The sequence below is a fragment of the Streptomyces sp. NPDC002926 genome (assembly GCF_053591755.1).
This window is the reverse complement of sequence record NZ_JBSFUK010000029.1, coordinates 19,882-46,430: the sequence shown is the minus strand read 5'-3', so window position 1 is coordinate 46,430 and position 26,549 is coordinate 19,882. Positions and strand designations below refer to the sequence as shown.

Here is a 26,549-nt window from a genome sequence, read left to right as displayed (position 1 = left end):
CCACAGCGGTGGCGGCACGCCGGTTCGTCTCCGTCGGGGACATCGGGACCTCCTGGGGTGAGCGAAAGCGTCACCCCAGAGAGCACCCGAACCGGCGATTCGATCCCACGGATCTGCGGCGGATGCGCGGCGGACCGGTGAGTGGATCCGCCGCACATCAGCCGGGTGTCAACTCCCGAGGAAAACCGGGTTGGTGAACGCCGCCAGGGGCCCCGGCAGCCCCGGGATCACCACCGCGTGCCGCACCTCCGCCCGTACATACGCCGCGTACGACGCCGTCGTGTGCCACTCCACCGTGCCCGCCCCCGTCGCCGGGAGCGCCGCCGTGTGCAGCACACCCTGGTCGGTGACGAAGCGGACCGAGCAGTTCGGGGCGCCGCCGACCTCCAGGCGTACCGTCACCGGGTCGTCGGCGTCGACGTGCAGCCGTTCACCGATGCCCGCGTGGCGGCCTCGGCCGCCCGCCGCCGAGAAGGACAGCGACACCGCATTCGACTCGGCGACGTACGACCGCCCCGCCCGGATGCCCTCCAGGATCGCCTCGCGCGTCAGGTCGTCGGCGAGGACCACGGTCTGCGGGGTGCCGACGGGGTCCGGGTCGCGGTGCGCGTCGCTGTTGCCCATGGCCGGGGTCCAGCGCCGTCCGCCGCGTACGGACGCGACCAGCGTGTTGTCCCAGGACTGCAGTGAGACCTCGTCGTCGGGCGTGTACGCGCCGTTCCACACCTCCACCGCGTCCGCCTCGCCGAAGCCGAACTTCCAGTTGCAGCCGATGCAGGTGGCGTGCGGATGGGCCGGTACGACCAGGCCGCCGGAGCGCCTGATCTCGCGCGCGTAGTGGCCGAAGCGATTGTCGCGGGCCCGGTAGCGCCAGTCGATGAAGGTGCCGGGATCGGTGCCGAGCGCGACCACATGGCCGTTGCGCGTGGTGACCTCCTCGCCGGTGAGGATCAGCAGGTCGTCACCCGCCTGGTCGGCCCAATGGGCGTGTGCGGCATGGGTGTTGTGCTCGGAGGTGTTGATGAAGTCGAGCCCGGCGCCGCGCGCGAGTGCGGCGATCTCGGCGGGAGTGCGCTTGCCGTCCGAGTACCAGGAGTGCAGATGGCAGTCTCCGCGGTACCAGGCACGGCCGCGGCCCTTGGCCCGCTCCGGTGGGTAGACCGGCCGGGGAGTCGTGCCGGGCGCGCCGTACCGGAGCGTGATGGTGACCTCGTACGCCAGTCCCTGTGGCGAGACGGTGTACGGGCCCAGCGCGATGTTCCAGGTGCCTGCGCGTACCGGGCCCGGGATGTAGCCCGGCGTCGCGTCGTCCGCGCGGATGAAGAACTCCGTGCGCGCCCCGCCCGACCAGCCGCGGAAACCCTTGCCGCCCAGCTCCGTGCCGCGCTCGTCGAAGATGCCGATGTCGAGGGCGTTGCCCTGGGTGCCGGGCGGCACGACGGGCCGCTCGTAGGTGTACGCCACGTGGATCTCGCGTACGCCCCGCGGGATCTCGACCGGCAGATAGACGAAGTCGGGGGCGCCCGGCGGAAGCGTCCCGCGCACGACCTGCGTGTGGTCGCCGTCGTTCGGGGCGGCGGCGCTCGGTGTGGCATTCCTGAAGCTCACGGTGCCCAACGTAAGCGCCGCGGCGGCGCCCGTCACGAGCAGTCCGCGTCTGTCCATCGCGTGTTCGTCGTTGCACATGCCGTCGGCTCCCCAGGGGTGGTGAGAGGGACAGGAGTGTCTTACTCGAACCCTGGTATTGAGCCGTGAACGGCCGTGCAAGGGAAGGGGGGTGCCGGGTTGCTCCTGGCTTTCGAGTGGGGTTCAGGCCACCGCTACGGCTCAGCCGTCACTCCGGTTGCGCCGCATCAGCAGCAGCACGATGATCACGAGCACCGCGATGCCGAGGATCAGACCGATGACCAGGCCGCCGGAGAGACCGCTCTTCTTCTTTTTCTTCTTCTTGTTCTTCTTGCGGTCCTTGGCGACGGTGCTCACGGTCGTCGACGCCCTGGTGACGGACGACCCGGCCTCGGGCGCGGCGGCGGTCTTCTGCACGGCGACGGCCGTGGTGGGTGTGTAGGCCGCCGACGCGGCGGGCGCGCCCGTAAGAAGTGCCCCGGACAGCACAAGTGCGGTGGTGGCGATGCGCAGACGCATCATGATGTGGTTCCTCCCCGTGGTTGCCGAGCTTTTGTTGCCGAGCCCTCGGCATGTGGCACCGTACGGCATACGTTTGGGCCGCCACCAGAGACGATGACGGAGGGTTCCGTATGCGGATCTCGACCACGATCTTTCTCACGGACGAGACGATCACGCCCGTGCGGCTCGCGCGCGAGCTGGAGGAGCGCGGATTCGGTGGGCTCTATCTGCCGGAACACACGCATATCCCGGTGGAGCGCACGACCCCGTACCCGGCGGGCGGCGAGCTGCCTCCGGAATACGGCCGCACCCTCGACCCGTTCGTCGCCCTCGGCCAGGCCGCGGCGGTCACGTCGCGGCTCGGTCTCGGCACGGGCATCACGCTCGTCGCCCAGCACGACCCGATCGACCTGGCCAAGCAGATCGCGACCCTCGACCATCTGTCGGGCGGGCGGTTCACCCTCGGCCTCGGCTACGGCTGGAACAAGGAGGAGGCCGCGGACCACGGTGTGGAGTGGACGACGCGGCGCGAACTCGGCCGGGACCGGATGGCGCTGATGCGGGCGCTGTGGGCGGCGGAACCGACGGCGTACCAGGGCGATTTCGGGGCCGTACGGGCGTCGCACGCCTACCCGAAGCCCGCCGGCGGCGCCCCGCGCACGCTCATCGGAGGCTCGGCGGGCCCGAAGCTCTTCTCCCACATCGCGGAGTACGCGGACGGCTGGCTCCCGATCGGCGGCCGCGGGCTTGCGGAGTCGGTTCCGGTCCTTCGCGAGGTGTGGGAGAAGTCGGGCCGCGACCCGCGTTCCTTGCAGGTGGTGCCGTACGCGGTCCAGCCGAGTGCGGGGAAGCTGGCGTACTACGCGGAGCTGGGCGTGGAGGAAGTGGTGCTGCAGCTGCCGCCGGCGGGTGAGTCGGAGGTGCTGAGGGTGCTGGACGAGTACGCGCAGTACCTGTAGCGGCGCGCTCGGAGGAGCCTCGGCCGGTCGGCGGCGGGAGTTCCGTGATCACGGTCGAAAAGGTTCAGGAAGCGACCTTGTCTGCTCCTCCCCCGCATCGGCGGCCAGTGGCCCTGGTGCCGGGTCCATATCCGGGAGGGAGCAAGTCTTCGATCTGGTCGCAACCCAGACCCAGGCCAGCCCCTCATCGATGTGGACGATTCGTCCGGGCCCAGCCAAGGGGACGAGTTCGTCCTGAGCGGGAATCTCTTCTACGGCGGCGCCGTGGTCGGCACATACGGCGAGACCTGCACGCTGACCCGAACCGCACCTGCTGATGAGTTCGACTTGCAGTGCGTGGCCGACTTTTCCCTTCCCACCTGGGGGCAGATCACCGCCCAGGGCCGTTTCACCGTCACCGCTGCCGGCCCCGGCGACATCGACTTCGCGATCACCGGCGGCACGGGGGTGTACCGCACTGCCCGGGGCACGATCCACGGCGTCAGGGTCAGCGACACGGAGACGCATCTCACCGTCCATCTCATCCGCTGACAAGAACGGAAGGGGCGCCCCCCGAGCGGCTCGGCCGTCTCGGGGGCACGTCCTCGGCGGCGTCGCAGAGACCTGCCTCGCGGTAGTCACGAGGGCGCTTGCTGGGGGCCCGCACGGTGGGCGTCCCGGCCCGCGGCCGTCCTCCGGGGAGGTGGCGGCGGAGGCAGACCGGGACGGGCCCCGCTCCGGGCGTCGGCTCAGCCGATGGGCCGCCGTACTTCGCCGCGCACCTTAAGAGCCTGTTGCGCGGTCGCGTTGAGGTCGACGGTGTCGGGGTCCTGCTTGGCGGAAGCCGGGGTGAGGAAGGCGACGTAGGCCGCCGTGTTGCCGTCGCCCCAGGCGCACACCGGGACGGTGGAGGTCCCGTCCTTGTCCGTGGAAAGCATGACCGTGCAGGTCATGTCGACGTCCGAGCCGGGCGGCGTGATGGTCTTCGGCGGGTTGGGTTCGTCCATCCCGTCGGCCTTTCTCATGCCGTCGAGCAGACTGTCGCGTGCCTGGGCCGGATCGTTGAACTGTCCGTAGATGCCGGTCAGTACGATGCCGCGAGGGGCGTCGGTGGCGGTACCGGTGTACGAGCCGATGACCGCCTTCACATTGCGGGCGTCCGGACCGGCCCCGTAACCCTTCTTCCGCGCCTCGGCGTCGGCGTCCGCCGACCCGTCCTTGATCAGCCTGTACTCATTGGCCAGGAGGGTCTTCGGGACCGTGAGCCGGTACTTGGCCTCGGGAAACGTCTTGGCGGGGCGCTCGGAGTCGCTGTCCAGGTTGCCGATGTAGGAAAGGGCGAGAACCAGGGCCATCACCCCAACGGTGATACCGACGATCAGCCAGGCGTGATTCTTGCGCGGCGGCGGCCCCGCCGGCGGGTGTCCCCACCCGCCCTGCCCCGGCTGCCCGGGGTATGCCTGTGGCCCTGGGTACCCCTGCTGCGGGTGCGGGTAGGGCTGCTGAGCGTAGGGGTTGGGCTGCGGCGGTCCGTACGGACCGGGGGACTGGTGGGGAGGTGGCATGGCCATGGCTACACGATATGTGACCTTCGGGAGCGGTCGTCCGAAGGCCTTGAGGGGGTCGTGTCGCAGCTCCCGCCGGCGGGGGAGCCGGAGGCGCTGCGGGTGCCGGACGAGTACGCGCAGCCCGTGTAGCCCCCGGGCGCCTGTACCGTCGGCGCCCCGGCCCGCGGCTGCCCGAAGACGGGAACGAGGGCTGCGGACAGGGCGGCTGTGGACAGGGCGGCGAGCAGGGTGATCCGTGCTGTCTTCATGGCACCCGAGCCTGTCGGGGGCCGGGGTCGTCACGGGAGAGACACGCGCGGGGTTAGTCCAGGGGGAGGACGCGGGCGTACGAGACGAAGGCGGCCCAGGTGACGGGGGTGAGGGCGAGCTGGGGGCCTTCGGCGGCCTTGGTCCTCGTTCACGATGACGGAGATGTTCGTCGCGGACGCGCGGTATTCGAGGAAGCCGCCTTTGTCGGTAACTTTCAGAGCTGGAGCACCCGGAACCCGTGAGAGCTCGTCCCGCAGTTCATCCCAGGCGAGGTACCGCGGGAAGTCGACCCGCATGCTCTTGCGCCACTTCTTTGTCATGGAACGGCCCGATGTCAGCCTGTGCAACTCGATGGAGCAGTTGGCCATGCCCCACTCCGGCTCAGGGTTGAAGGCGAACTCGAAGAAGCCGTAGTCCCGGCGCAGCGAGAGACCTTCTTCATCGACCACATCGACGAAGTCGGAGTGAATCGCCTGGTCAACCTCGCTCAGGGTGGAGCCGATCCCCATATTCGCGTCCGCGATTGAGCGCGAGCCGCTCCGCGCCAGGCGCTCGGTTTGACAGTCGACGGCGCGGCACTGCGCGATCGACCTCTGCCAAGAGAGCGGGAGGGCGGCCGACGCCGTTATCGGCCACGGTGAGGACACAGTCGGCCTGCTACTCCGCACGAGCGCTTCCCTGTCCGCGGCGGTGTCAGCCCGCCTCAGCGGCGTCGACGGCCAAGGGGGCGAGTTCGTACGGTAATTGCACGGGTGTACCACAGAAGCAGAGCAAGGCGCCGCCCGGTGCCTCCGGGGCGCCCAGGTCGATCGTCAGGATGGCGTGCAACTCTCTGATCACTGCGTGCGCTTGGGTGCCCCTGGCGACGAGAATAGTGACTTCGTCCGGATCCCAGACGGTGATCTCCGGCAGATCGTCGGCGACAGCAATGCGGATGCACACAGGTATCTCCCCAGGGATGCACGACGTAATGAAGTGATCCGCTCCGGGAGGTCAGCGGGTGACTGATGGTACAGCCTACTTATGCCATAGGGGTGTTCGGCATATTGAGTGGCGCTTGACGACCCTTGCTTCAAGGGGGGCCCTCGATTTCCGGGAAATCCCGTCAGCGTCAGGTCATCCGGCTGACCTGGAGCATCGCTTCGGCGTCCTGGATCAGCGCGCGCTGACGGGCCTCAGGAAGCTGCCGGTAGAGCATCAGCAGCTTGGCCTCCCGCTCGTCCCTGCTGGGACCGGGCACGGGTCGGCCGACGGCCTGGAAGAACTCCCGTGGTGTGGTCTTCAGACCCCAGCGACGGAACACGTCGACCATGGCCCGAAGCTTCTCCGGCTCGACACGGGAGGTTCCGCGGGTGCGGTTCATCCACGCGTTGAGTGTCGGGTACGAGATGCCGGCTTCCGAGGCCAAGTCCTTCTGGGTCTTCCCCGAGACCTTTGCCAGCAGGCGTTCGAGCAGAGCCGCCAGGTCCTCACCCTCGCGGACGCCGTCATCGCCGGGCCTGGGTTCAGCGGGGTGGTTCTGGTGGCTGGTCACACGTCAGAGGATCGGCCATCAGCATCTACATGCGCAAGTAGATTGCAGATCAAGGGCCTGTCTCCCGTTGCGGGGCAGAGTGCACCCCGGCGCGCGCGGTGCACCCGCACGCCCGGCCCCCTTGACGTAATCTACATCTACATGAAGAATGCAGATGACACCGCGAACGCAGACAACGGATGCCCTGCAGCGGCGAAATCTACATCTACATGAATATTGAATATGAGGGCGGTGACCGGACGAGCCCTCGTCCACCATCACCACTCCATGAGACCAAAGGAGTTCATGCCGTGCTCGAACATGCCAACTGCCCGATCGGCCCGCCGGGAGGCCCGGAACCCGCGTTAGTCACGCGGGCCCGCGCCGGTGATCGCGAGGCGTTCGCCGCTCTGTACCGCGAACACCACCGGCTCGTGTACCGCTATCTCTTCTTCCGCACACAGAATCGGCACCTGGCCGAGGACCTCGCCCAGGAAGTCTTCATCCGTGCGCTGCGCCGCATCGGCAGCTTCGCATGGCAGGGCTCGGCGTTCGCCGCCTGGCTGCTCACCATCGCCAGGAACCTGCACCTCGACGACGCACGACACAGTCGTTCCCGGCTGGAGACATTGGTCGCCGAATTCGAGGACGCGGGAGAAGGCGACCGGAGCGCCGAATCCACCGCCCTGCGGGAGCTGGAGGCGATCGAGGCCCACGAGACGGTCCGCACCGCCCTGCGCACACTCAACCCCTATCAGCGGCACTGTGTGGAGCTGCGTTTCATCTACGGACTGTCGACCGAGGAAACGGCCCATGAGATGGGCCGGACCGTCGATGCGGTCAAGACACTCACGTTCCGCGCCATGCAGAGGCTGCGCTCCACGGTTGTGACGGTGGCCGCGTGACCGGGAACTCGGCCCACGTCGTGGCCGCGACGGAGCTGGAGCGTCAAGCGCTTGCCTGGGACGCCGTGTGCCGGCGTGCCGGGCAGGTGGCCCTGGCCATCGAGCGGCGGATCGGACGTCACCCGGACTTCCAGGGCGTCCACGCCGAGGGGGACAGTGTGCGCATCGTGCTTCACGTCACGGATCCGGACCAGTGGGCGCGGTGGCGCGCGTACTTCCAGATCACGGACGACGGCCGGCACACCATGCCGTACGCCGTCACCGCGGAGGGTCGCCAGGGCGGGGCCCGGCTGTCGGTGGTGGCCTACGAGGTTCCCATCGCGCGACACGAGGCGGCGACCGAATCCGTGACGCGCCCGTTCCGGCTCGGCCGTAACGTGTACGACCTGGCATTGCCCCAGCGCGACGCCCACGGCGACATCTGGCACTTCCAGGGATACCGTGCGCACGACGGGATGCCGTTGATGTCGCTGGGCGCCCGACCGGAACGGTGCTCGCTCGCGAACGTCGCGACGCTCGTGGGCCCCCTGACTCCAGTCCGCAACGCGGCGCCGTCCGCGGATCCTCCCGCATCGACAAACGCCCGGATCGGCCGCGCCCCATGAGGCTGCCGAACGCGCCCGGATCACCGCGGTACGCGCCCCCCTCAAACGGCCCGGCCTCATCCGACGCACTGGACCTGACCACCAGGACATGGGAGCTGAGCGCCGCCTGCCGGGACGAGGACAGCGAACTGTGGTTCTCCCGCAGGACCCGGGTCAGGGCCATGGCGATCTGCACCGCCTGCCCGGTGCTGGACGACTGCCGGGCCGCCGTACTGCGACGCGAGGAAGGCCTGCCGAAGCGCGACCGTCGGGGCATCATCGCCGCCCTCACCGGCGCACAGCGACACGCCCTCGATCGCGAGCAGAAAAGGCAGCAGCAGCCCCCGCCCGACCTCAACGCGACAGATCGCGGGCCCGGCCGCCCGAGGGAGCTGGCGCCCTGCGGAACACGCGCCGCGTATCAGCGCCACGTGCGCAGGCAGGAGCCCATCGACGACGCATGCCGCGCAGCCAACAACAGTGGCGCCTGCCGCTACCGACACACCGGCACCACCGAAGGACACACAGCAGGTTCGTGACGCCCTCCGCCACGACACCATCCGCTCCGGCGCACCGCGCCCGGCAACACCGCCGGGCCGGGCCCGCTTGACTCCGGTAGGCAAGCTCGGGAGGCACGTCGGCCGGACAGCGCCCCCTGCCAGTCGACTCGGCAGGGGGCCCGTCCATGACACGGAACGTGCAGAACGAGGTCGGCACTGCCTGTGCTGGCCGCCCCACAAGGGCAATGGGAAGACGGGACGCATAAGCCGCTACCGTTGGCGTCCCCTCCGACGCCTGCTGAAGCGCTATCCAGTTACCTCGGCGACAACTGACTCGCGCTCATCCGTCCCGTGCAGACCGCAGCCGTCGCGGGGGAGTCGGGCACCTCAAGGTCGTCGATCACGAGACCGAAGCTACGGCCCATCGTGCGGCCCTGACATGCGTGGTTGTGCCCAACATGCCTGGGGGTAGGTACTCAGGACACTAACCCCCAGGCCCCTCCGCCCGAGGTCAGCTACTTCCCCTTCCCCCGCGCTCGTATGCTCGAGCCATGACGGATCACCAGCCCGTACGCCCCGGACGCCCCACCGAGAACGCCATGCGCCGCGCCCTCAAGCGAGCCAGGACCGGCGTCGCTCTCGACACCGCCGAGGCCGCCGTGCTGCTGCAGGCGCGTGGGGACGACCTCGACGACCTGTGTGCGTCCGCCGCGCGGGTGCGGGATGCCGGGCTCGAGGCCGCGGGCCGCGCCGGTGTCATCACGTACTCGAAGAGCGTCTTCATCCCGCTCACCCGGCTGTGCCGCGACAAGTGCCACTACTGCACCTTCGTCACCGTCCCCGGCAAGCTGCGGCGCGCGGGCCACGGGATGTTCATGTCGCCGGACGAGGTACTGGACATCGCCCGGCGCGGTGCCGAACTGGGCTGCAAGGAAGCGCTGATCACGCTCGGGGACAAGCCCGAGGACCGTTGGCCCGAGGCCCGCGAGTGGCTCGACGCGCATGGTTACGACGACACCATCGCGTACGTACGGGCCATGGCGATCCGCATCCTGGAGGAGACCGGGCTGCTGCCGCATCTCAACCCGGGCGTCATGACCTGGACGGACTTCCAGCGCCTGAAGCCCGTCGCGCCGAGCATGGGCATGATGCTGGAGACCACGGCGACCCGGCTGTGGAGCGAGCCGGGCGGGCCGCACCACGGGTCGCCGGACAAGGAGCCCGCCGTCCGGCTGCGGGTGCTGGAGGATGCCGGGCGCAGTTCGGTCCCGTTCACCAGCGGGCTGCTGATCGGGATCGGCGAGACGTACGAGGAGCGCGCCGATTCGCTGTTCGCGCTGCGGCGCATCGCGCGTGCGTACCACGGCATCCAGGAACTGATCATGCAGAACTTCCGCGCCAAGCCGGACACGGCCATGCGCGGCATGCCGGACGCGGAGCTGGACGAGCTGGTCGCCACCGTCGCCGTCGCCCGGCACATCATGGGGCCCTCCGCCTGCCTCCAGGCGCCGCCCAACCTCGTGGCGGGCGAGTACGCGCGGCTCATCGGCGCGGGCATCGACGACTGGGGCGGGGTTTCGCCGCTGACGCCCGACCATGTGAACCCCGAGCGTCCCTGGCCGCAGATCGACGAGCTGGCCGAGCGTTCGGCGGCGGCGGGTTTCCGGCTCGAGGAACGCCTCTGTGTGTACCCGGAGTTCGTCCAGCGCGGCGAGCCCTGGCTGGACCCGCGGCTGCTGCCGCACGTCCGCGCGCTCGCCGATCCGGAGACCGGGCTGGCCCGTGAGGACGTCACGCCGGCCGGGCTGCCCTGGCAGGAGCCCGACGAAGGGTTCACCGCGGCAGGCCGTACCGATCTGCACCGCACCATCGACACCACCGGCCGGACCTCCGACCGGCGCGACGACTTCGACGAGGTCTACGGCGACTGGGAGGCGCTGCGCGAGGCGGCCGTCCCCGGCATGGTGCCCTCCCGGATCGAGACCGACGTACGGCAAGCCCTCGAGCAAGCCGCGGACGACCCGACGAAGCTCACCGACGACGAGGCGCTCGCGCTGCTGCACGCGGACGGACCGGCGCTCGACGCGCTCACCCGTATCGCGGACGAGCTGCGCCGTGACGTGGTCGGCGACGACGTCACCTACATCGTCACCCGCAACATCAACTTCACCAACGTCTGTTACACCGGCTGCCGCTTCTGCGCCTTCGCCCAGCGTCGTACGGACGCCGACGCCTACACGCTCTCCCTCGACCAGGTCGCCGACCGCGCTGAGCAGGCGTGGGAGGTCGGCGCGGTCGAGGTGTGCATGCAGGGCGGAATCCACCCCGATCTGCCGGGCACGGCGTATTTTGACATCGCGCGCGCCGTGAAGGAGCGCGTCCCCGGCATCCATGTGCACGCCTTCTCTCCGATGGAGGTCGTCAACGGTGCGACGCGCACGGGTCTTTCCATCCGCGAATGGCTCACCGCCGCCAAGGAGGCGGGCCTCGACTCGATTCCCGGGACCGCCGCCGAGATCCTCGACGACGAGGTCCGCTGGATCCTGACCAAGGGCAAGCTGCCCGCCGCCACCTGGATCGAGGTCGTCAAGACGGCGCATGAGCTGGGCATCCGGTCGAGCTCGACCATGATGTACGGACATGTGGACCAGCCCCGGCACTGGCTCGGGCATCTCCGGACCCTCGCCCGGATCCAGCAGGAGACCGGCGGGTTCACGGAGTTCGTGACACTGCCCTTCATCCACACCAATGCGCCCGTCTATCTGGCGGGCATCGCCCGGCCGGGCCCGACCATCCGTGACAACCGCGCAGTCACCGCCATGGCCCGCCTCCTCCTCCACCCCCACATCACCAACATCCAGACCAGCTGGGTGAAGCTGGGGCAGGAGGGCGCGGCCGAGATGCTCCGCTCCGGCGCGAACGACCTCGGCGGCACACTGATGGAGGAGACCATCTCCCGGATGGCGGGCTCCAGTTACGGCTCGTACCGCTCCGTCAAGGACCTGGTCGCCATCGCGGAGGAGGCGGGCCGCCCGGCGAAGCCGCGTACGACGCTCTACGGAGAGGTGCCCGAAGAGCGCATGCGCGCCGCCACCGCATCCGACGGGCATCTGCCCGAGCTGCTTCCGGTACTGGGCGACTAAGGTCATCAGCCGGTGCGCCTCTGCCGCCCCGGCAAGGGGCGGTTCGGCGGTGAGGGCAGCTTCAACATCCCTGTCCGCGGCCGGCCGGAACGCCCGCTCGGACAGCTCCCGAAGCGTCTTCGGCTTCGTTACCGCAAGCGCCGCCTCGGTGTCGGTCTCACGAAAGGCCGAAGTACGTCTTGATCCCGCCCAGCATGAGCTGGATCCCGATCGTGGAGACGAAGAGACCGCCGAACCGCGTCAGGATGGCTGTGCCCTGTGCCGACAGGTTCACTCTGTTGGCCAGCCACAGGTGCCCCACCGGTATCAGCGCCACGGTGATACCCACGGCGATGAGCGCGGCGACCGGGCCGGACCAGCCGCCGCCGGCCGAGGCGATGGTGATGACCGAGGTGATGGCGCCCGGGCCCGCCATGAATGGAATGGCATAAGGCACCACGATCGAGTCCTCGGCAGACTTCGGCTCGGGCTCCTCATGTGCTCGGGCACCCCCCTGAGCGCGCGAGGGTTCACCGCCGAAGAGCATCTCGAATCCCATGAGGGCGAGCACCAGGCCACCCGCGAACCCGAACGCTCCCATATTGATGCCGACCAGATCGAGCAACTCCTTGCCCACCAGGGCCGCACCGCCCAGTGTGACCGCGATCGTCAGCATGATCCGGCCGACGTACTCGCGTCGCCGCTCAGGCTCGTTCTCGGTGAGCATGCGGAAGAAGATGCCGCGCATGAACGGATCGACCAGCAAGATCATTGAGATCGTCGCCTGAACCGTGAGCTCAATTGTGCTCATGACGTCTCCCGCATGATGCGGAGCAGCCGGTCTCGCCGCCTCCGCCGCCTGTGCGGTGCGTGCCTTCCTGCTCATCGTCCCCCAGGCGTAGTCCCCTCGCTACCTGGCCGGCGGCTGCGTGGTCCCGTACCCCCTCGTGAGGAGGCCCGGTCCAGCGCCGTCGCCCCAAGCGCTCCCCGCCGCCCAAGCGTTCCCGCCCCCCAAGCTCTCCCGCCCGCCCGGGGACTTCGCTCCGCAACCGGAGCGATGGACTGACAGACTGGTCCCGGACCTTGGAGGGGGACCGACCGGAGGGGGATCATGGGTTCGGCACGCCCGTCGATGCACGAGCTGATCAAGATCCGCAGGCGCGCGGGATTCGTGGGACGCCGCGGCGAAATCGCGCTGTTCCGGGAGAACTTCGACGTCTCGCCGCTGGACGTCCGGCACCGCTTCATCTTCCACATCCACGGCAACGCGGGCGTCGGCAAGTCCTCCCTCGTGCGCGAACTGGTGGAAACGGCGCGCGAGCGCCGCGCGCTCACCGCCACCATGGACGAGTCCGTGAACAGCGTGCCGGAGGCGCTGGCTGCCATCAGTGCCCAATTCGCCCAGCAGGGCCATGAGTTCAAGGCACTGGACCGGCTCCTCGCGACCTACCGTCAGCGGCGCTACGAGGCGGAGGCCCTGTCCACCGGGGTGCCGGACGGGCAGCCGCAGCCGCCCTCCGCGGGCAGCATGGCCGCGGCCCAGGCGGGCCTGGTCGCACTGGGCACGGTGCCGGGCGTCGGCGCGTTCGCCGGGGCCGTCGATCCCGCCCAACTTGCCCGGGGCGCTGATCACTTACGAGCCGCACTCAGCGCGCGCTTCGGCAAGCAGGAGGACGTACAGCTGGTCCTCGAACCGCTCAAGGCACTCACCCCCGTCCTGGTCACCGAGCTGAAACGGGTGGCGGCCGACGTCCCGTGGATCACGCTCTTCTTCGACACGTACGAACGCACCGGGCCGTTCCTCGACACCTGGCTGCGCGATCTGATGACCACCGACAGGTACGGCTCGCTGCCCGCCCAGGTCGTCTTCACGACAGCCGGGCAGCGGCCGCTCGACCCCAACTGCTGGGCCGACTGCGTCGACTTCGTGACGGAACTCCCGCTCGCACCCTTCACCGAGTCCGAGGCCCGACAGCTCCTCACCGCCAAGGGCGTCCAGGACGAGAAGGTCGTACGAGAGGTGCTGATGCTCTCCGGACGGCTACCGGTCCTGGTCTCGACGCTCGCTGCCGGCCTCGCCGAGCACGCCGGGAACCCCGGCCGTGTGGACGACCCCAGCGCCACCGCCGTGGAGCGTTTTCTGAAGTGGGAGAGCGATCCGGTCCGCAGGTCCGCGGCGCTGGCGGGTGCGCTGCCGCGCCGCCTGAACGAGGACGTCTTCCGGGCGGCCGTCGACGTCGCATCCGAAGAGGACGCGGCGGGACTCTTCGGCTGGCTGCGCGGGATGCCGTTCGTGAGCGACCGCGGCGGCCGGGCCCAGTACCACGACGTCGTACGGGAGCCGATGCTGCGTCTTCAGCGCAACAGCTCACCTCAGCGGTGGCGCACCGGCCACACCCGGCTGGCGCAGGCGTTCGCCGGATTGCGGGCGGCCGCCGGGGAGGGGCTGGAGCCGGACGAACGCTGGCGGCAGGACGCCTGGCGGGAACTGAAGCTGGAGGAGACGTACCACCTGCTGTGTGCGGAACCGCGGACGGCGCTGCCGGCGGTGCTGCGGGACGGGATCGACGCCTGCGACGCGGGGACGGTGGTGGCCCGCCGCTGGGCGCAGACCGTCGCGGACGCGGGCGGCGACGGCGACAGCGACGTACTGCGCACCTGGGGCAGGGACTGTCTCACGGCGCTCGAGGACGAACAGCACCTGAGCACGGCGGTGCTGGGGCTGCTGCTGGACCGGGGCGCACCGGACGACGAGGGGCGGGTGGCGGCCCTGGTGATCCGGGCACGGGACCACCGCAACACCGGCAGGTACGACGAGGCGCTGCGCGACTACCGGCAGGCGATCACCCTGGACGGGCAGTGCCGGCGGGCGTACTACGGGCGGGGCGAGACCTACCGCCTCATGGGGCGGTCCGAGGACGCCGTCGCCGAGTTCGACCGGGCGCTCGCCCTCGACCCCGATGACACCTGGTCGCTCTCCAGCCGGGCCCTGACCAGGCACGCGATGGGGTGCAAGGAGGAGGCGCTGGCGGATCTGGACCGGGCCCTCGGCATCAAGCCCGGTCATGTGTGGTCGCTGGTGCGGCGGGCGCAGGTGCGGCGGGCGCTCGCGGACACCGAAGGAGCGCTCGCCGACATCGACCGGGCCGGGGTACTCGATCCGGACAATCCGTGGATCGTCGGCGAGCGCGGCGAGATCCTGCGGCACGACGGGCGGTTCGAGGAGGCGGTCGCGGAGTTCGACCGGGCGTTCGCGCTCGACCCGGCCTACTCCTGGGCGCTGGGCAGCCGCGCCATGGCCAAACAGGCCCTGGGCAGGACCGAGGAGGCGCTGGCGGACCTGGGCCGTGCGGTGGAGCTGACTCCGGAGTATGTGTGGGCGCTGATCAGGCTGGCCGAGATCCACCGGGAACGCGGCGACAGCGCAGGGGAGTTCGCGGCGCTGGACCGGGCGGTCGCGAGCGCGCGGTTCAAGGAGTGGGCGCTGGCACAGCGGGGCTACGCGCACCAGCTGGCGGCGCGGTACGAGGAGGCGATCGCGGACTACGACCGGGCCCTCGCAATCGCCCCGGACTATGCCTACGCCCAAGTCGGTCGGGGCCGGGCCCACGAGCGGCTGCACCGCTACGAGAAGGCCCTGGCGGACCTGGACCGCGCGCTGGAGCTGGATTCCGACGAGACCTTCGCGCTGTCGGTACGCGCCGGGGTGCGGCGGGCGCTCGGAGATCTCGACGGTGAACTCGCCGACCTCGACAGGGCGGTTTTTCTCGCGCCGGACCACGCGGCCCATCTCACACTGCGCGGGGAGGCACACCGGCGCGCGGAGCGGTACGAGGAGGCGATCGCGGACTACGACCGCGCGGCCGTGCTGACTCCCGACGACGGCTGGGTCATCGGAAGCCGTGGCCAGGCACTGCGCGGGCTCGGCCGGTTCGACCAGGCGCTGGCGGACCTGGCGCGGGCGGCGGAACTCCAGCCGGACAAGGCATGGATCGCCGCCGAGCGCGGCGCGACCCTCCAGGACATGGAGCGGTTCGAGGAGGCGCGGACGGAGCTGGACCGGGCGATCGCGCTCGATCCCACGTACAGCTGGGCATACCCGCGCCGGGCGGCGGTGGAGTTGGTCACCGGACGGCCGCAGCAGGCCCTCGCCGATCTCGAGCGGTACCGGGAGCTGGGCGGGGACACCGCCGGGCTCGAGCCGCCGCTGCGCGGCCTCATCGAGACGCAGGATGCGGTGACATCCACCGACTGATGCGGTGACACCCGCCCTGATGCGGTGACATCCAGCGGTTGATGCGGTGACACCCACCGACCAAGGGGTCAAAACAGACCAGAAGCCCGTCTGTCCACATACCGTCTCGATCCCTATCGGGCGTCTGAAGCGATCGTTCCCGGTCGATTACAGTGCTGCGCCAGGCATACGTTCGAGGTTCGGGACTCCGGGGAGGGACGCGCGGTGAGCGCAGCAGCCACAGCCGTCTGGGGCCGTGCCGAGCAGCAGGATTTCCGTGCGCGGGTGCGCGGGGCCCTGCTCGGCGGCGCCATCGGCGACGCGCTCGGCGCGGCAGTCTCCGCGCTCACCATCGAGGAGATCCGCGAGGCCCACGGCCCGGAGGCCGTCAGCGACCTCGTGCCCGCCCACGGTCGCCGCGGAGCCGTCACCTCCGCCACCCAGCTGACTCTCTTCACCGTCGACGGGCTGATACGCGCCCAGGTGCGCCGCGACACCGGCGCCTGGCACCCGCCCACCGATGTGCACCGCGCGCATCTGAGATGGGCGGCCACCCAGCGCGACTGGGGCCCCGACGAGCGCCGCAAGGACAATGGCTGGCTCGCCCGCGAGGAGTGGCTCTACACCCGCCGCGAACCCGCGACGGCCTGTCTCACCGGGCTCGGCGACGAGAACATGGGCACCCTCGAGGCACCCAAGAACCCCTCCGCCCGCGACGCCGGCGCACTGGTGCGCTCCGCGCCGTTCGGGCTGCTCGTCGGCTGGGAGCCGCAGCTGGTGTGCCAGCTGGCGGTGGAGTGCGCGGCCCAGACCCACGGCCATCCGACCGCGTATCTCTCCGCCGGCGCGCTCGCCGTCATCGTGCACGGTCTGGCCCGCGGCGAGACCCTCGACGGCTCCGTGCAGCGCGCCCTGGCCCAGCTGGCCTCACGTCCCGGCCACCAGCCCGTCACGGACGGCCTCAAGCACGCGCTCGGCGCCGTACGTCAGGGCATACCGAGTCCGGCCAGGATCGCCTCCATCGGCGAGGGGCACAACGCCGAGGACGCCCTCGCCATCGCCGTCTACTGCGCGCTGGTCGGCGAGGACATCCGGCACGGCCTGCGCCTGGCCGTGAACCACGACGGCCCCTCGGAGACCACCGGCGCGCTGACCGGCTCACTGCTCGGCGCGCTGCACGGCGAGACCGCGCTGCCGCCCGCCTGGCTCTCCGAGCTGGAGGGCCGCTCCACCATCCTGGAGCTCGCCGACGACTTCGCGATGGAGATGACGCAGGGCCCGGCCCTGCACGGCCCCACGGTGACCGCACCCGGCTGGCTGGCCCGCTACCCGCGAACCTGATCCGCGCTACGCGGGTGGACCGGCTCACCCCTCATGGGAGCCGGGCCCACCTGCCTACCGGTGTACGTCAGCCGTCCGCGCCCTCGCGGCCCGGCACCTTCGCGTCGGCGGGCCCGGCGGGCGCCGGCACGGTCGCGGCGGCGAGCGCCGCGTCCGGACCGTCGTCGTCCGTGTTGATCCGGGCGATGACCGCGTCCCGCTCGGGGGTGTCCTCCGGCTTGAGGAAGCCGATCGCGATGTAGAGCACCAGCGAGATCGCGAGCGGTACGGAGACCTGGTACTGCAGGGCCACATCGGTCCTGGCCGTGCCGTCGATCTCGTAGTTGAGGAAGAAGAAGGCGATCAGGCCGGCCGCCCAGCTGGTGAGCGCCGCGGTCGGTCCGGACTTACGGAACGGACGCAGCAGACCCAGCATGAACGGAATCGCGATCGGGCCCATCAGCCCCGCCACCCACTTGATCACGATGGTGATGATGTCCTTGAACGTGGGCGAGTTGACCTGGGTCGCAATGGCCATCGACAGCGCCAGGAAGGAGATCGTCGACAGCCGCGCCGCGATCAGCCCGGCCCGCTCCGACCAGCTCCTGGCCTTCTTGGAGAGCACCGGTGCGATGTCCCGGGTGAAGACCGCGGAGATGGCGTTGGCGTCGGAGGAGCACATCGCCATGGTGTGGGAGAAGAAGCCGACGATGACCAGGCCCAGCAGGCCGTGTGGCAGCAGCTGCTCGGTCATGAGCGCGTACGAGTCGGAGGCGTCCGGCTTCTTCGCCTCGATGAGCAGCGGCGCGCACCACATCGGGAAGAAGAGGACCAGCGGCCAGACGAACCACAGGATGGCGGAGAGCCGCGCCGAGCGGGTGGCCTCGCGGGCGTTGGCGGTCGCCATGTAGCGCTGCGCCTGGTTCCACATGCCGCCGTTGTACTCGAAGGTCTTGATGAAGAGGAACGCCAGCAGGAACGTGACCGTGTACGGTCCGGCGGTCGCGTCGGCGTGCCCCTGCAGCTCGGGCTTGTCCCAGACGGTCCACAGTGTGCTGAAGCCGTCGAGCTTGCCCAGGACCGCGATGAGCATCGCGAGCCCGGCCAGCAACTGGATGATGAACTGCCCCAGCTCGGTCAGGGCGTCGGCCCACAGCCCGCCGATCGTGCAGTAGATGCCGGTGATGATGCCGGTGATCAGGATGCCCTGGTTGAGCGAGATGCCGGTGAAGACGGAGAGCAGGGTGGCGATGGCGGCCCACTTGGCGCCGACGTCCACGATCTTCAGCAGCAGCCCGGACCAGGCCAGGGCCTGCTGCGTCTTCAGGTTGTAACGGTTCTTCAGATATTCGAGCGGCGAGGCGACATGGAGCTTCGAACGCAGCCGGTTCAGGCGCGGTGCGAAGAGTTTGGCGCCGATGGAGATACCGATGGCGATCGGGAGGGACCAGGTCACGAAGGACGTGACACCGTACTTGTAGGCGATGCCCGCGTAGCCGGTGAACATCACCGCGCTGTAGCCGGACATGTGGTGCGAGATGCCCGAGAGCCACCACGGCATCTTGCCGCCGGCGGTGAAGAAGTCGCTGACATTGCCGACGCGCTTGTGCGACCAGAGTCCGATCGCGACCATCACACCGAAGTAGCCGATGAGCACGGTCCAGTCGAGACTGTTCATGTGCCCCCTCCTGGGGTCCGCCTTGTGAACGCCGTTCATGGTCTGTCCATGACTGCGCCCACGACAACGGCCAGATAAGTCAAGGGCAAGTAAAATTGTTCGAGTTAATGACTTCTGTTCATATCCATGACCCACGGAAGGGTGCAAAAAGGCCGCACGGCGGTGATCTGTCCGTGCGGCCGGTCGAAGGGCCCCGGGGGGAAGGGGGTTGAGCGCCGTCAGCCGCTGTCGCGCCGTCAGCGCATCAGCTCACCCGCGTTGACCAGAAGCGACTGGCCCGTGATCGCCCTGGCCCGGTCCGAGGCGAGGAAGGCCGCGGCCTCCGCCACGTCCCCGTCCGTGGCCAGTTCGGGCAGCGCCATCCGCTCGGTGAGCCGCCCGAGCACCTCGGGTTCCGGCACCCCTTCGGTGGCTGCCGTGAACCGGACGTACGCCTGCACCGGCGGCCCCCACATCCAGCCCGGCAGCACCGTGTTCACGCGGATCCGGTCCGGGCCCAGCTCGCGCGCCATCGAGTACATCGCCGAAGTGAGAGCGCCCTTGGACGCCGCGTACGCCGCTTGCCACACCTGTGTGGGCGCGGCCACCGACGACTGCGTACCGATGATGACGACCGAGCCGCCGCGCTCCTTCAGCGCCGGCAGGCATGCGCGGGTCATCCGCAGTGTGCCCAGCAGGTTCACGTCGATGACTCCGTGCCAGGTCTCGAAGTCCGCGTCCGCCAGGCCGCCGAAGCAGCTGTCCCAGGCGGCGACATGGACGACAGCGTCGATTCGCCCGAAGCGCTCGACGGCGAGGGCCGCGAGCGCGTCGCACTGCGCCTCGTCGGTGATGTCGGTGGCGCGGTACGCGGTGTGCGTGCCGCCGGGATCGATCTCCTCGGCCGACTTCACGAGGTTCGCCCCGGTGCGTGCGCCGAGGACCGCATTGCCTCCGTCCCGTACGACTGTCGCGGCGATCTGATGGCCGAGACCGGAGCCGACCCCGGAGACGATGACGGTCTTCCCCTTGAGCAACATCAACGGCCTCCCGGCTATGGCAGTTCTTCTGACGGGGCGTCAGAGTAGGTCCCTGCGTCGGCGGAAGGAAGGGGAGCGGGCATGGTGAGCGAAGACAGGCGGGGCGAAATCACACGCGGCGAAATCACGCGCGACGACATCACACGCGGCGAAATCACGCGCGACGACATCACGCGCGACGAAGGAACGCGCAGCGAGGTGTACGCGGAACTGGCGGGCGTCGGCCCTTACGGGGTACGTCCCGGCCACGCCCTGATCACCATGGTCGAACCGCATCCCGGCCATGAGTACGCGTACAACCGCTGGTACGAGGACGACCACTACTACGCGGGCGCGATGGCGATGCCCTGGATGTACGCCGGCCGGCGCTGGGTCGCCACCAGGGAGCTCCAGCGGCTGCGCTACCCGGAGAAATCGGCGGTGGCCCAGCCGGTCACCGCGGGCTGCTACATCTCCACGTACTGGATCACCGACGGCCGCTACGCGGACCATATGAAGTGGACCGTGGGCATCAACAAGCGGCTGAACCGCGACGGGCGGGTCTATCAGGACCGTACACATGTCTTCACGGCCTTCCAGGACCATGAGGCGACCGTCTACCGGGACGGGGCGGCGGGGCCGCGCGACTATCACGCGCTGGACCACCCGTACGCCGGACTGGTGGTCGAGGTGATCGACGCGGACGGGCCCGAGCAGCGGGTTGAGCTGCTGGAGTGGCTGCGTGCCAGGCATCTGCCGAAGCGGCTGGCGGGCTCTGCGGCGGCGATGGTGACCGTCTTCCGGCCGACGCCGCTGCCGGGTGACCGGATGACCTATGTGAAGCAGGTGGAGGGCGTGGACACCCGGCTGACGCTGCTGTGGTTCCTCGAGAAGGATCCGAGGGAGTGCTGGGAGTCGGCGTTCGCCGGTCTCGACGCGGCGGTCGCCGAATCGGAACTGGGGCGTGTGGAGTTGGTGGCCCCGTTCATACCGACGGTCCCGGGTACCGACCGCTACGTCGATCAACTGCGCTGAGGCGACTGCGCTGAGGCAGCCGGGCTGAGGCAATCGAGCGGTGGGGCGATCGCGCGGCGGGCAGTCGCGCGCGGTGGGGCATGGCCGAGCCCCCTCGGCCGGGACGGCGGACCAGTCGAGAGGGCTCATGTCTGTAGTGCTCTGTGGTGCGTTGTCCTGCTCGGCGTGCGCCTCGGCGCGGCTATCGGCCGAGATTGAACGCGCCCTGGCCCACTTCGTTCACGAATGCGTTCCAGGATTCGGGGACGAAGGTGATCGTCGGGCCGGCGGGCACCTTGGAGTCCCGCACGGCAATCGCCTGCACAATGGGGGACTTGACCTCTACGCATGCGCCGTTTCCCGTGGAGTACGAGGACTTCGTCCAGGTCTCCGTGGCGCCCTGAGTGATTCCCATGTTTGCTCCGCTTCAGCAAGTGGTGTGATTCGCGCCAACGTTCTTGCTGGCGTGATCGACGCTACTCGCCACGGTGGGCGTGCGAGGCAGCCATTCACTCGACCGGATGGCATATCCCATGGGACTCTTCCGCCGCGAGGTGGCGGGGTGTACCGTACGGTCCCCCTCGCCGCCGAAGCGCCTCGCGGAGCCGTTCCAGGAAGCTCAGCGGGCGTAGTCCTTGGCGATGTCCGCGATGAACTGCCGGGTCTGATCCACATTCAGGGCCTGTGCGCGCAGATGCTCGTACATGACGCTGTACTTCTGTACGTCGTTGGCCTTCTCCAGGTACAAGTCACTGGTCACGCCCTCGATATAGACGACGCTCGAGTCCGAGGCGTCGGGGAACTCGAGGATCGCGTACTGGCCGTTGATGCCGGGATGGGCGCCCATCTCGAAGGGCAGCACCTGCACGGTGACATGCGGCAGCTGGGACAGCTCCACCAGATACTCGAGCTGCTCGCGCATCAGCTGCCTGTCGCCGACGAGACGGCGCAGCGCGGCCTCGTCGACCACCACCCACAGACGCAGCGGATGCTCGGCCTCGTTGATCCTCTCCTGGCGGCGCAGCCGGACGCTGACCCGCTTCTCGATATCGGCGGTCCCGCTCTCGGGCAGGGCTCCGGCGATCAGCGCCTCGGCGTACTGCCGGGTCTGCAGAAGTCCCGGGACGACCTGGGGCTCGTAGACCCGCAGGCTCGCCGCGTCGGTCTCCAGGCCGATGTAGACGCTGTACGGGATGTCGCCGAAGGCGTGCCACCAGCCCTGCTGGCGGGAGTCCTTGGCCATCTGCATCAGCGAGTCGACGATCCGGTGGTCCTCGACCTCGTACACGCCGCACAGATCGCGGACATCGCGCTGGCTGATCGAACGGCGGCCGTTCTCCAGGCGGCTGATCTTCGACTGGGAGACGAGCAGGCGCTCCGCCACCTCTTCAGCCGTCATGCCCTTGAGTTCCCGGAGCCGGCGCAGCTCCTGTCCCAAACGGCGTCGCCTGACGGTGGGGTTGACGTTGGACGCCACGGAAACTGCACCTCCGGCTGCGTAGCTGTGCGTATCTACCGCTCAGCAGATTGCCACCAATGGTCGCGGCTGCGCTGGCAAATGGCTACACGCGCGAACGCGCGGGGCAGCGTTTTCGCTGCCCCGCGCGTCTTGTGCGGCTCCCGGACCGGGTCTTGGGGACGTCGATGCGGCGGCTGTGCCTGTGTTCGGTGCGGCTGGTGGTGCGGTTAGTGCGCGGCGACGCGGTCCATGCTCCCGCGGCGCGGTTGCATCGACACGGCCGCCGGCTGGCGACTGCCGCCCGGGGCGGCGGGGTTACGGCGAGGCTGAGCGGCCACACCGTTCTGGACGTCCATCACGGCGTGCGCCACGAGTCCGCCCATGGGGTCGTGCCTGATGAGATCCCGCAGACGGGACCTCGAGGAACGCCCTTCGTTCCCGGGGTACAGGTGCTTGCCGAGTCCGACCGCGTGGGCCAGCGCAGCGAGCGCCGCGGTCCGCGGGTCCGGCGGTACACCGGTGCGGATCGCACTGTCCAGCCGGGCCCTGATGTCCCGGCTGATCGCCGTCTCCGTCGCCTGGTAGCGAGTCGTCGGCAGCACTCCGCACATCTGGCCCGCCACGGCATGCACCATGCCGCACCGCTCCAGATGCGAGAGGTAAATCTGGCGGAGCCCCAGTCGGGGTCCGCCAATCCAGTGGACCGCCCGTACCGGACTGCCGCGTCGGCGCAGCAACTCCAGTGCGGAGTCCAAAGTCGGATCTCCTGTCGGCCGTGGCATCACCACGGCGATACGATCCCCGTCTGGGGCTATCCGTCCTGCTAGAGCCAGCTCTACTAGCTGGGCTCCGGCCAGGCCGAGGTCGAGCGACTGCGGCTGCGCTGTGGTACCCGTGGTCGGGTCCAGAGCGAGCAGCAGAAGCTCTTCCGGAAGTGTTCTGCGGCTCCTGCCCATCCATGCCTCCCCGCGTGGATGAATGACAGGGTGACCCCTCTCACATTGGTCTGTCGAGAGCGCCTGGGTACTTCGTACGGGAACCGGCAGGTATGTCGTTCTCGTCTTTGCGCGGGGGCTGTCCTCTCAGACAGGACACTGGTAGATGGTTCGGACAACACGGGCTGTCGCCTCACGGCGCCCGACACGACGTACGCATGGCGCATGACGCATGACTCATGGAGGCACGGTGGCGGGCGAGTCCCCCGACAAGTCGGAGCAGAGGAAGTCGTCGGGGGAGACGACTTCGGGTGAACGTGACCCGCGGCTTACCGTGTTCCGCCAGGCCTCCCCGGGGGCTGCGGCTTCCGGGGTGGACCAGCCGACGGCGATCTTCAGGACGCCGGCCGAGCCGTCCGCGCCGGCGAGCGCGGAGCCGGGCACGGAGTCGGGCTCGGTGGAGAACGACGCGAGGCTGCGTGCCGCGGTGGCGGCGTGGGTGGCGAGCGCGGACGACGAGGGTGCGCCGGCGGCCACGGAAGCCCCCTCTGAGGCCGCGGAGGCGGAGGTTCCGGCTCGGGGGCCGGGCGGTGCGTCTGAGGGGCTCTCAGGCGACCAGGCGGGTTCCGGCGTTTCTGCGGAGCGGGAGTCCGCGGCCGCCGGCGAGGCCGGGTCTCCGGAGGAGGACGAGGCCGACGTCTCGGGGTCGTCGGGTCAGGACGACGAGGAGGCTCCGGGCGACGAGGCGGGTCCGGGCGCGTCCGCCGAGACGGAGCCCGCGGTCGCCGAAGGCCCGGCCTCCGAGGCCGACGGTGGAGCCGCGGAGCCGGAGTCTCGGGACGGGGACACGTCCGAGTCGCGGGACGGGGACACGTCCGAGTTCGCGGAACCGGGGTCCGCGCCTGAGTCCGAGCCTGCCCACGAGGCTGCGGCGTCGGTGTCGTCGGATCAGGACGCCGTGCAGACCCCGGACGGCGAATCGGATTCGGGCACGTCCACGGAACCGGAGTCCGCAGGCGCCGGGGGCTCGGCCTCCGAGGACGCGAAGCCGACATCGCAACCCGCGTCGTCCGACGAGGCTGCCGCTTCGGCGCCGTCGGGCCGGGACGACGAGGCGAACTCCGGCGACGAGCCCCGTTCGGACGCGACGGCGGAGCCGGACGCTGCGGACGCCGAAGGCCCGGGCTCAGAGGCCGCGAAGCCGGCGGCCGTTCCCGCACCCGTCGGCGAAGCCGAGGCCCCGGCGGGGCAGGACGCCGACGAGGACGGTTCGAGCGAGTCCGCCGCCGCGTCCGCCGAGTCGACTCCGTCGGGCACCGGCACCGGCACCGGCACCCGTACCCGTACCGACGACGCCGCCCGGACAGCACCCCCCAAGGGCCAGGAATCTGCGGATGCAAAGGGCGCCGCAACCGCGGAAGAGGCCGCCCCCAAGCGCGCGGTCGATCAGCCCACCGCCGTTTTCAAGGCGCCCCGGCGGCCCCGCGTCGATCAGCCCACCACCGCGCTCAAGGTGCCCCCGGCGCCCAGGTCCAAGCCCGAGGCCGAGCCCAAGCCCGAGCCCTCCAAGCCCGGGCCCAAAGCCGATGTCCCGCGCTCCAGTACCTTCGTGCCCCTGCGGGCCGACGGCGTACGGAGTCCCGCCGGGGCCAAGTCCCAGGCAGCCGCGCCGCCGGCAGTCACCCCGCCGGCAGTCACCCCGCCTGCAGTCACTCCGGCCGCGGCCACCCCGTCCGCACCCGCCTCGCTCACCGAGGCCGAGCGGACCAAGCAGCAGCCCATGCCGCCGCTGCCGCCGCTCGATCTGCTCGCCGAGCTGACGAACACCCCGCCCCCGCCGCAGACCCCGGTCCGTACGGTCTTCCGGCGGATCAAGATCTGGACGCCGCTGGTTCTGCTGCTCCTGGTCGTCTTTGCGGTCGTACAGGCTGTACGACCGCTCCCGGATCCGTCACTCGCGCTCTCCGCCGAGCCCATGTTCACCTTCAAGGGCGGCCCGCTCAGCCTGCCGTGGCCGGATGAGGGCCAGGGCGCCGTGGAGGTCGAGGGCGTCGGCAGCATCGGTACGTACGGCGCACAGCAGCCGGCTCCGATCGCGAGCGTCGCGAAGACGATGACCGCGTACGTGATCCTCAGGGACCACCCGATCTCCGGCAAGGAGGTCGGCCAGAAGATCACCGTCGATCAGCAGGCGGAGGACGAGTCGAAGAACGACGACGAGTCGACCGCGCAGATCTCGATGGGGCAGCAGTTCACCGAGAAGCAGATGCTTCAGCTGCTCATGATCCCGTCCGGCAACAACGCCGCGCGCCTGCTGGCCCGCTGGGACTCGAAGACCGAGGCCGAGTTCGTCAAGAAGATGAACGACGCCGCCAAGGACCTCGGCATGACCAACAGCACCTACACGGACCCCAGCGGACTGAAGGCCACCACCGTGTCCACTCCGCGGGACCAGCTCAAGCTGGCCAAGGCGGTCATGCAGAACGATGTGTTCCGGGACATCGTCAATACGACGATGACCACGATCCCCGGCATCGACGGGAACATCAGGAACAACAACGACAAGGCTCTGCTGCTGGACGGCGTGGGCGGCATCAAGACCGGTTCGTCCACCCCGGCCGGCGGGAATCTCCTCTGGTCCGCCAATGTCGAGGTCGAGGGCAAGGTGCGTCGCATCGTCGGCATCACGATGGGCGCCCAGAAGGCCACCATCCTCAACGACAAGCTCGACCTCGCGATCGACTACAGCATCAAGGTGATTCAGGCTGCCCAGGCCGGCGTCACCTCCGCCACCGTCGTCAAGAAGGGCGACGTCGTCGGTTACGTCGACAACGGCCTCGGCGGCCGGACGGCCGTCATCGCCACCAAGGACCTCAAGGCGGTCGGCTGGGGCGGCCTCAAGGTCGAGATCGCGCTCAGCGACAGTGGCAAGACGCTCCCGCACTCGGCGAAGGCGGGCGCGGTCGTCGGTCAGGTCTCGGTCGGCAGCGGCACCGGCAAGGTCACCGCACCGGTCGCGCTCCAGCAGGACCTGGTGGAGCCTGGTTTGGGCGACAAGCTGACGCGCCTCGGCTAGCGCTGTGCCGGCCGCGCGGGCGTCCCGGGTCACCGGGGCGCCCGCGTGCTAGCGTCCCGGGGCAACTTCGGGGCGCCGGGACAGCGTCCTTGAGCATGGAACCTCAGTACGGACGCCGGCCCGGAAGCCGGGACGGGCGTCAGCGCGGACGTCAGCACTGAACGTCAGCATGGAGCGCGTCGGAGGTTGGCAGGCCGGGGTACAACGGCACAGCCGGGGAAGACGGGGAGAGCCGCAGTGACCACCGCTGAGCCGACACAGGCGGACGGCAGCAGCCCCGGCACGGGGCTGCGAATACGCCCGCCGCTGCCCGGTCACGCCGATTCCGG

Annotated in this window: 22 protein-coding genes and 1 pseudogene; 10 read left to right on the top strand and 13 right to left on the bottom strand. The window is 69.7% G+C overall.

Features of this window, described 5'->3' with window-relative positions:
- Positions 1-168: 168 nt before the first annotated feature.
- Positions 169-1,686 carry a CehA/McbA family metallohydrolase gene (locus tag ACWDZ6_RS28435; protein ID WP_451505111.1) on the bottom strand — a complete coding sequence of 506 codons (1,518 nt, stop codon included), beginning with the start codon at positions 1,684-1,686 and terminating at the stop codon, positions 169-171.
- 141 nt (positions 1,687-1,827) lie between these two features.
- The gene (locus tag ACWDZ6_RS28430; RefSeq protein ID WP_451505110.1) at positions 1,828-2,148 is read right to left on the bottom strand and encodes a hypothetical protein; all 321 of its coding nucleotides are present in this window, start codon (positions 2,146-2,148) and stop codon (positions 1,828-1,830) included.
- 110 nt (positions 2,149-2,258) lie between these two features.
- Between ACWDZ6_RS28430 and ACWDZ6_RS28425 the strand changes: the two genes are divergently transcribed.
- On the top strand, positions 2,259-3,086 hold the full coding sequence (locus ACWDZ6_RS28425) for an LLM class F420-dependent oxidoreductase (RefSeq protein ID WP_366730963.1): 828 nt from the start codon (positions 2,259-2,261) through the stop codon (positions 3,084-3,086).
- Between the two features lie 82 nt (positions 3,087-3,168).
- Positions 3,169-3,617, top strand: a pseudogene (locus ACWDZ6_RS28420) (allene oxide cyclase barrel-like domain-containing protein); the annotation flags it as partial.
- A gap of 197 nt (positions 3,618-3,814) precedes the next feature.
- Here ACWDZ6_RS28420 and ACWDZ6_RS28415 read toward each other — a convergent pair.
- The 5 genes from ACWDZ6_RS28415 to ACWDZ6_RS28395 all read right to left on the bottom strand — a co-directional run bounded on the left by ACWDZ6_RS28415 (position 3,815) and on the right by ACWDZ6_RS28395 (position 6,416).
- Positions 3,815-4,636 carry a hypothetical protein gene (locus ACWDZ6_RS28415; protein ID WP_451505109.1) on the bottom strand — a complete coding sequence of 274 codons (822 nt, stop codon included), beginning with the start codon at positions 4,634-4,636 and terminating at the stop codon, positions 3,815-3,817.
- A gap of 2 nt (positions 4,637-4,638) precedes the next feature.
- Positions 4,639-4,881 (bottom strand): hypothetical protein, encoded by a 243-nt coding sequence (locus tag ACWDZ6_RS28410; protein ID WP_451505108.1) that lies wholly within the window; start codon positions 4,879-4,881, stop codon positions 4,639-4,641.
- A gap of 30 nt (positions 4,882-4,911) precedes the next feature.
- Positions 4,912-5,391, bottom strand: coding sequence for a hypothetical protein (locus ACWDZ6_RS28405; protein WP_451505107.1), 480 nt, complete (start codon positions 5,389-5,391; stop codon positions 4,912-4,914).
- A 184-nt stretch (positions 5,392-5,575) separates the two neighbouring features.
- A complete protein-coding gene (locus tag ACWDZ6_RS28400; protein ID WP_451505106.1) occupies positions 5,576-5,824 on the bottom strand; it encodes a hypothetical protein in 249 nt (82 codons plus the stop codon).
- Positions 5,825-5,993: 169 nt separating this feature from the next.
- Positions 5,994-6,416, bottom strand: a complete 423-nt coding sequence (locus ACWDZ6_RS28395) for a helix-turn-helix domain-containing protein (protein ID WP_451505105.1) — start codon at positions 6,414-6,416, stop codon at positions 5,994-5,996.
- 290 nt (positions 6,417-6,706) lie between these two features.
- Here ACWDZ6_RS28395 and ACWDZ6_RS28390 point away from each other — a divergent pair, with 290 nt between their 5' ends.
- The 4 genes from ACWDZ6_RS28390 (at position 6,707) to ACWDZ6_RS28375 (ending at position 11,527) form a co-directional block, all read left to right on the top strand.
- The gene (locus ACWDZ6_RS28390; protein WP_451505104.1) at positions 6,707-7,300 is read left to right on the top strand and encodes a sigma-70 family RNA polymerase sigma factor; all 594 of its coding nucleotides are present in this window, start codon (positions 6,707-6,709) and stop codon (positions 7,298-7,300) included.
- Positions 7,297-7,905: a BN159_2729 family protein gene (locus tag ACWDZ6_RS28385; protein WP_451505103.1), complete on the top strand. Its 609-nt coding sequence runs from the start codon at positions 7,297-7,299 to the stop codon at positions 7,903-7,905. The genes ACWDZ6_RS28390 and ACWDZ6_RS28385 overlap by 4 nt, the downstream gene beginning before the upstream one ends.
- Positions 7,902-8,423, top strand: a complete 522-nt coding sequence (locus ACWDZ6_RS28380) for a WhiB family transcriptional regulator (RefSeq protein ID WP_451505102.1) — start codon at positions 7,902-7,904, stop codon at positions 8,421-8,423. The genes ACWDZ6_RS28385 and ACWDZ6_RS28380 overlap by 4 nt, the downstream gene beginning before the upstream one ends.
- Positions 8,424-8,935: 512 nt before the next feature.
- Positions 8,936-11,527: a bifunctional FO biosynthesis protein CofGH gene (locus tag ACWDZ6_RS28375; protein WP_451505101.1), complete on the top strand. Its 2,592-nt coding sequence runs from the start codon at positions 8,936-8,938 to the stop codon at positions 11,525-11,527.
- A gap of 157 nt (positions 11,528-11,684) precedes the next feature.
- Here the strand turns inward: ACWDZ6_RS28375 and ACWDZ6_RS28370 are convergent, their stop codons facing one another.
- On the bottom strand, positions 11,685-12,317 hold the full coding sequence (locus tag ACWDZ6_RS28370) for a MarC family protein (RefSeq protein WP_451505100.1): 633 nt from the start codon (positions 12,315-12,317) through the stop codon (positions 11,685-11,687).
- Positions 12,318-12,617: 300 nt separating this feature from the next.
- Between ACWDZ6_RS28370 and ACWDZ6_RS28365 the strand changes: the two genes are divergently transcribed.
- Together ACWDZ6_RS28365 and ACWDZ6_RS28360 are read left to right on the top strand one after the other, a co-directional pair.
- Positions 12,618-15,761, top strand: coding sequence for a tetratricopeptide repeat protein (locus tag ACWDZ6_RS28365; RefSeq protein WP_451505099.1), 3,144 nt, complete (start codon positions 12,618-12,620; stop codon positions 15,759-15,761).
- Positions 15,762-15,965: 204 nt separating this feature from the next.
- Complete coding sequence (locus ACWDZ6_RS28360; RefSeq protein WP_451505098.1) at positions 15,966-17,081, top strand: ADP-ribosylglycohydrolase family protein; 1,116 nt, start codon at positions 15,966-15,968, stop codon at positions 17,079-17,081.
- A 67-nt stretch (positions 17,082-17,148) separates the two neighbouring features.
- Here ACWDZ6_RS28360 and ACWDZ6_RS28355 read toward each other — a convergent pair whose 3' ends face one another.
- Both ACWDZ6_RS28355 and ACWDZ6_RS28350 read right to left on the bottom strand, forming a co-directional pair.
- Positions 17,149-18,738, bottom strand: a complete 1,590-nt coding sequence (locus ACWDZ6_RS28355; protein ID WP_451505097.1) for a sodium:solute symporter family protein — start codon at positions 18,736-18,738, stop codon at positions 17,149-17,151.
- 236 nt (positions 18,739-18,974) lie between these two features.
- On the bottom strand, positions 18,975-19,757 hold the full coding sequence (locus tag ACWDZ6_RS28350; RefSeq protein ID WP_451505096.1) for an SDR family oxidoreductase: 783 nt from the start codon (positions 19,755-19,757) through the stop codon (positions 18,975-18,977).
- A gap of 153 nt (positions 19,758-19,910) precedes the next feature.
- On the opposite strand from ACWDZ6_RS28350, the gene ACWDZ6_RS28345 reads away from it, so the two are divergent.
- On the top strand, positions 19,911-20,771 hold the full coding sequence (locus ACWDZ6_RS28345) for a hypothetical protein (protein ID WP_451505124.1): 861 nt from the start codon (positions 19,911-19,913) through the stop codon (positions 20,769-20,771).
- 181 nt (positions 20,772-20,952) lie between these two features.
- Here ACWDZ6_RS28345 and ACWDZ6_RS28340 read toward each other — a convergent pair whose 3' ends face one another.
- The 3 genes from ACWDZ6_RS28340 to ACWDZ6_RS28330 all read right to left on the bottom strand — a co-directional run bounded on the left by ACWDZ6_RS28340 (position 20,953) and on the right by ACWDZ6_RS28330 (position 23,165).
- Positions 20,953-21,165: a DUF397 domain-containing protein gene (locus ACWDZ6_RS28340; protein WP_366731647.1), complete on the bottom strand. Its 213-nt coding sequence runs from the start codon at positions 21,163-21,165 to the stop codon at positions 20,953-20,955.
- 204 nt (positions 21,166-21,369) lie between these two features.
- Positions 21,370-22,227 (bottom strand): helix-turn-helix domain-containing protein, encoded by an 858-nt coding sequence (locus tag ACWDZ6_RS28335; protein ID WP_366731646.1) that lies wholly within the window; start codon positions 22,225-22,227, stop codon positions 21,370-21,372.
- Positions 22,228-22,436: 209 nt separating this feature from the next.
- The gene (locus ACWDZ6_RS28330; protein WP_366731645.1) at positions 22,437-23,165 is read right to left on the bottom strand and encodes a GOLPH3/VPS74 family protein; all 729 of its coding nucleotides are present in this window, start codon (positions 23,163-23,165) and stop codon (positions 22,437-22,439) included.
- 352 nt (positions 23,166-23,517) lie between these two features.
- Between ACWDZ6_RS28330 and ACWDZ6_RS28325 the strand changes: the two genes are divergently transcribed.
- A complete protein-coding gene (locus ACWDZ6_RS28325; RefSeq protein WP_451505095.1) occupies positions 23,518-26,220 on the top strand; it encodes a serine hydrolase in 2,703 nt (900 codons plus the stop codon).
- The last annotated feature ends 329 nt before the right edge of the window (positions 26,221-26,549 follow it).

Coding starts and splice junctions, on each gene's coding strand:
- ACWDZ6_RS28405 (WP_451505107.1), bottom strand. CDS start 5,391: ATGGGGATCGGCTCCACCCTGAGCGAGGTTGACCAGGCGATTCACTCC.
- ACWDZ6_RS28370 (WP_451505100.1), bottom strand. CDS start 12,317: ATGAGCACAATTGAGCTCACGGTTCAGGCGACGATCTCAATGATCTTG.
- ACWDZ6_RS28435 (WP_451505111.1), bottom strand. CDS start 1,686: ATGTGCAACGACGAACACGCGATGGACAGACGCGGACTGCTCGTGACG.
- ACWDZ6_RS28415 (WP_451505109.1), bottom strand. CDS start 4,636: ATGGCCATGCCACCTCCCCACCAGTCCCCCGGTCCGTACGGACCGCCG.
- ACWDZ6_RS28425 (WP_366730963.1), top strand. CDS start 2,259: ATGCGGATCTCGACCACGATCTTTCTCACGGACGAGACGATCACGCCC.
- ACWDZ6_RS28375 (WP_451505101.1), top strand. CDS start 8,936: ATGACGGATCACCAGCCCGTACGCCCCGGACGCCCCACCGAGAACGCC.
- ACWDZ6_RS28430 (WP_451505110.1), bottom strand. CDS start 2,148: ATGATGCGTCTGCGCATCGCCACCACCGCACTTGTGCTGTCCGGGGCA.
- ACWDZ6_RS28340 (WP_366731647.1), bottom strand. CDS start 21,165: ATGGGAATCACTCAGGGCGCCACGGAGACCTGGACGAAGTCCTCGTAC.
- ACWDZ6_RS28355 (WP_451505097.1), bottom strand. CDS start 18,738: ATGAACAGTCTCGACTGGACCGTGCTCATCGGCTACTTCGGTGTGATG.
- ACWDZ6_RS28350 (WP_451505096.1), bottom strand. CDS start 19,757: ATGTTGCTCAAGGGGAAGACCGTCATCGTCTCCGGGGTCGGCTCCGGT.
- ACWDZ6_RS28365 (WP_451505099.1), top strand. CDS start 12,618: ATGGGTTCGGCACGCCCGTCGATGCACGAGCTGATCAAGATCCGCAGG.
- ACWDZ6_RS28410 (WP_451505108.1), bottom strand. CDS start 4,881: ATGAAGACAGCACGGATCACCCTGCTCGCCGCCCTGTCCACAGCCGCC.
- ACWDZ6_RS28330 (WP_366731645.1), bottom strand. CDS start 23,165: ATGGGCAGGAGCCGCAGAACACTTCCGGAAGAGCTTCTGCTGCTCGCT.
- ACWDZ6_RS28380 (WP_451505102.1), top strand. CDS start 7,902: ATGAGGCTGCCGAACGCGCCCGGATCACCGCGGTACGCGCCCCCCTCA.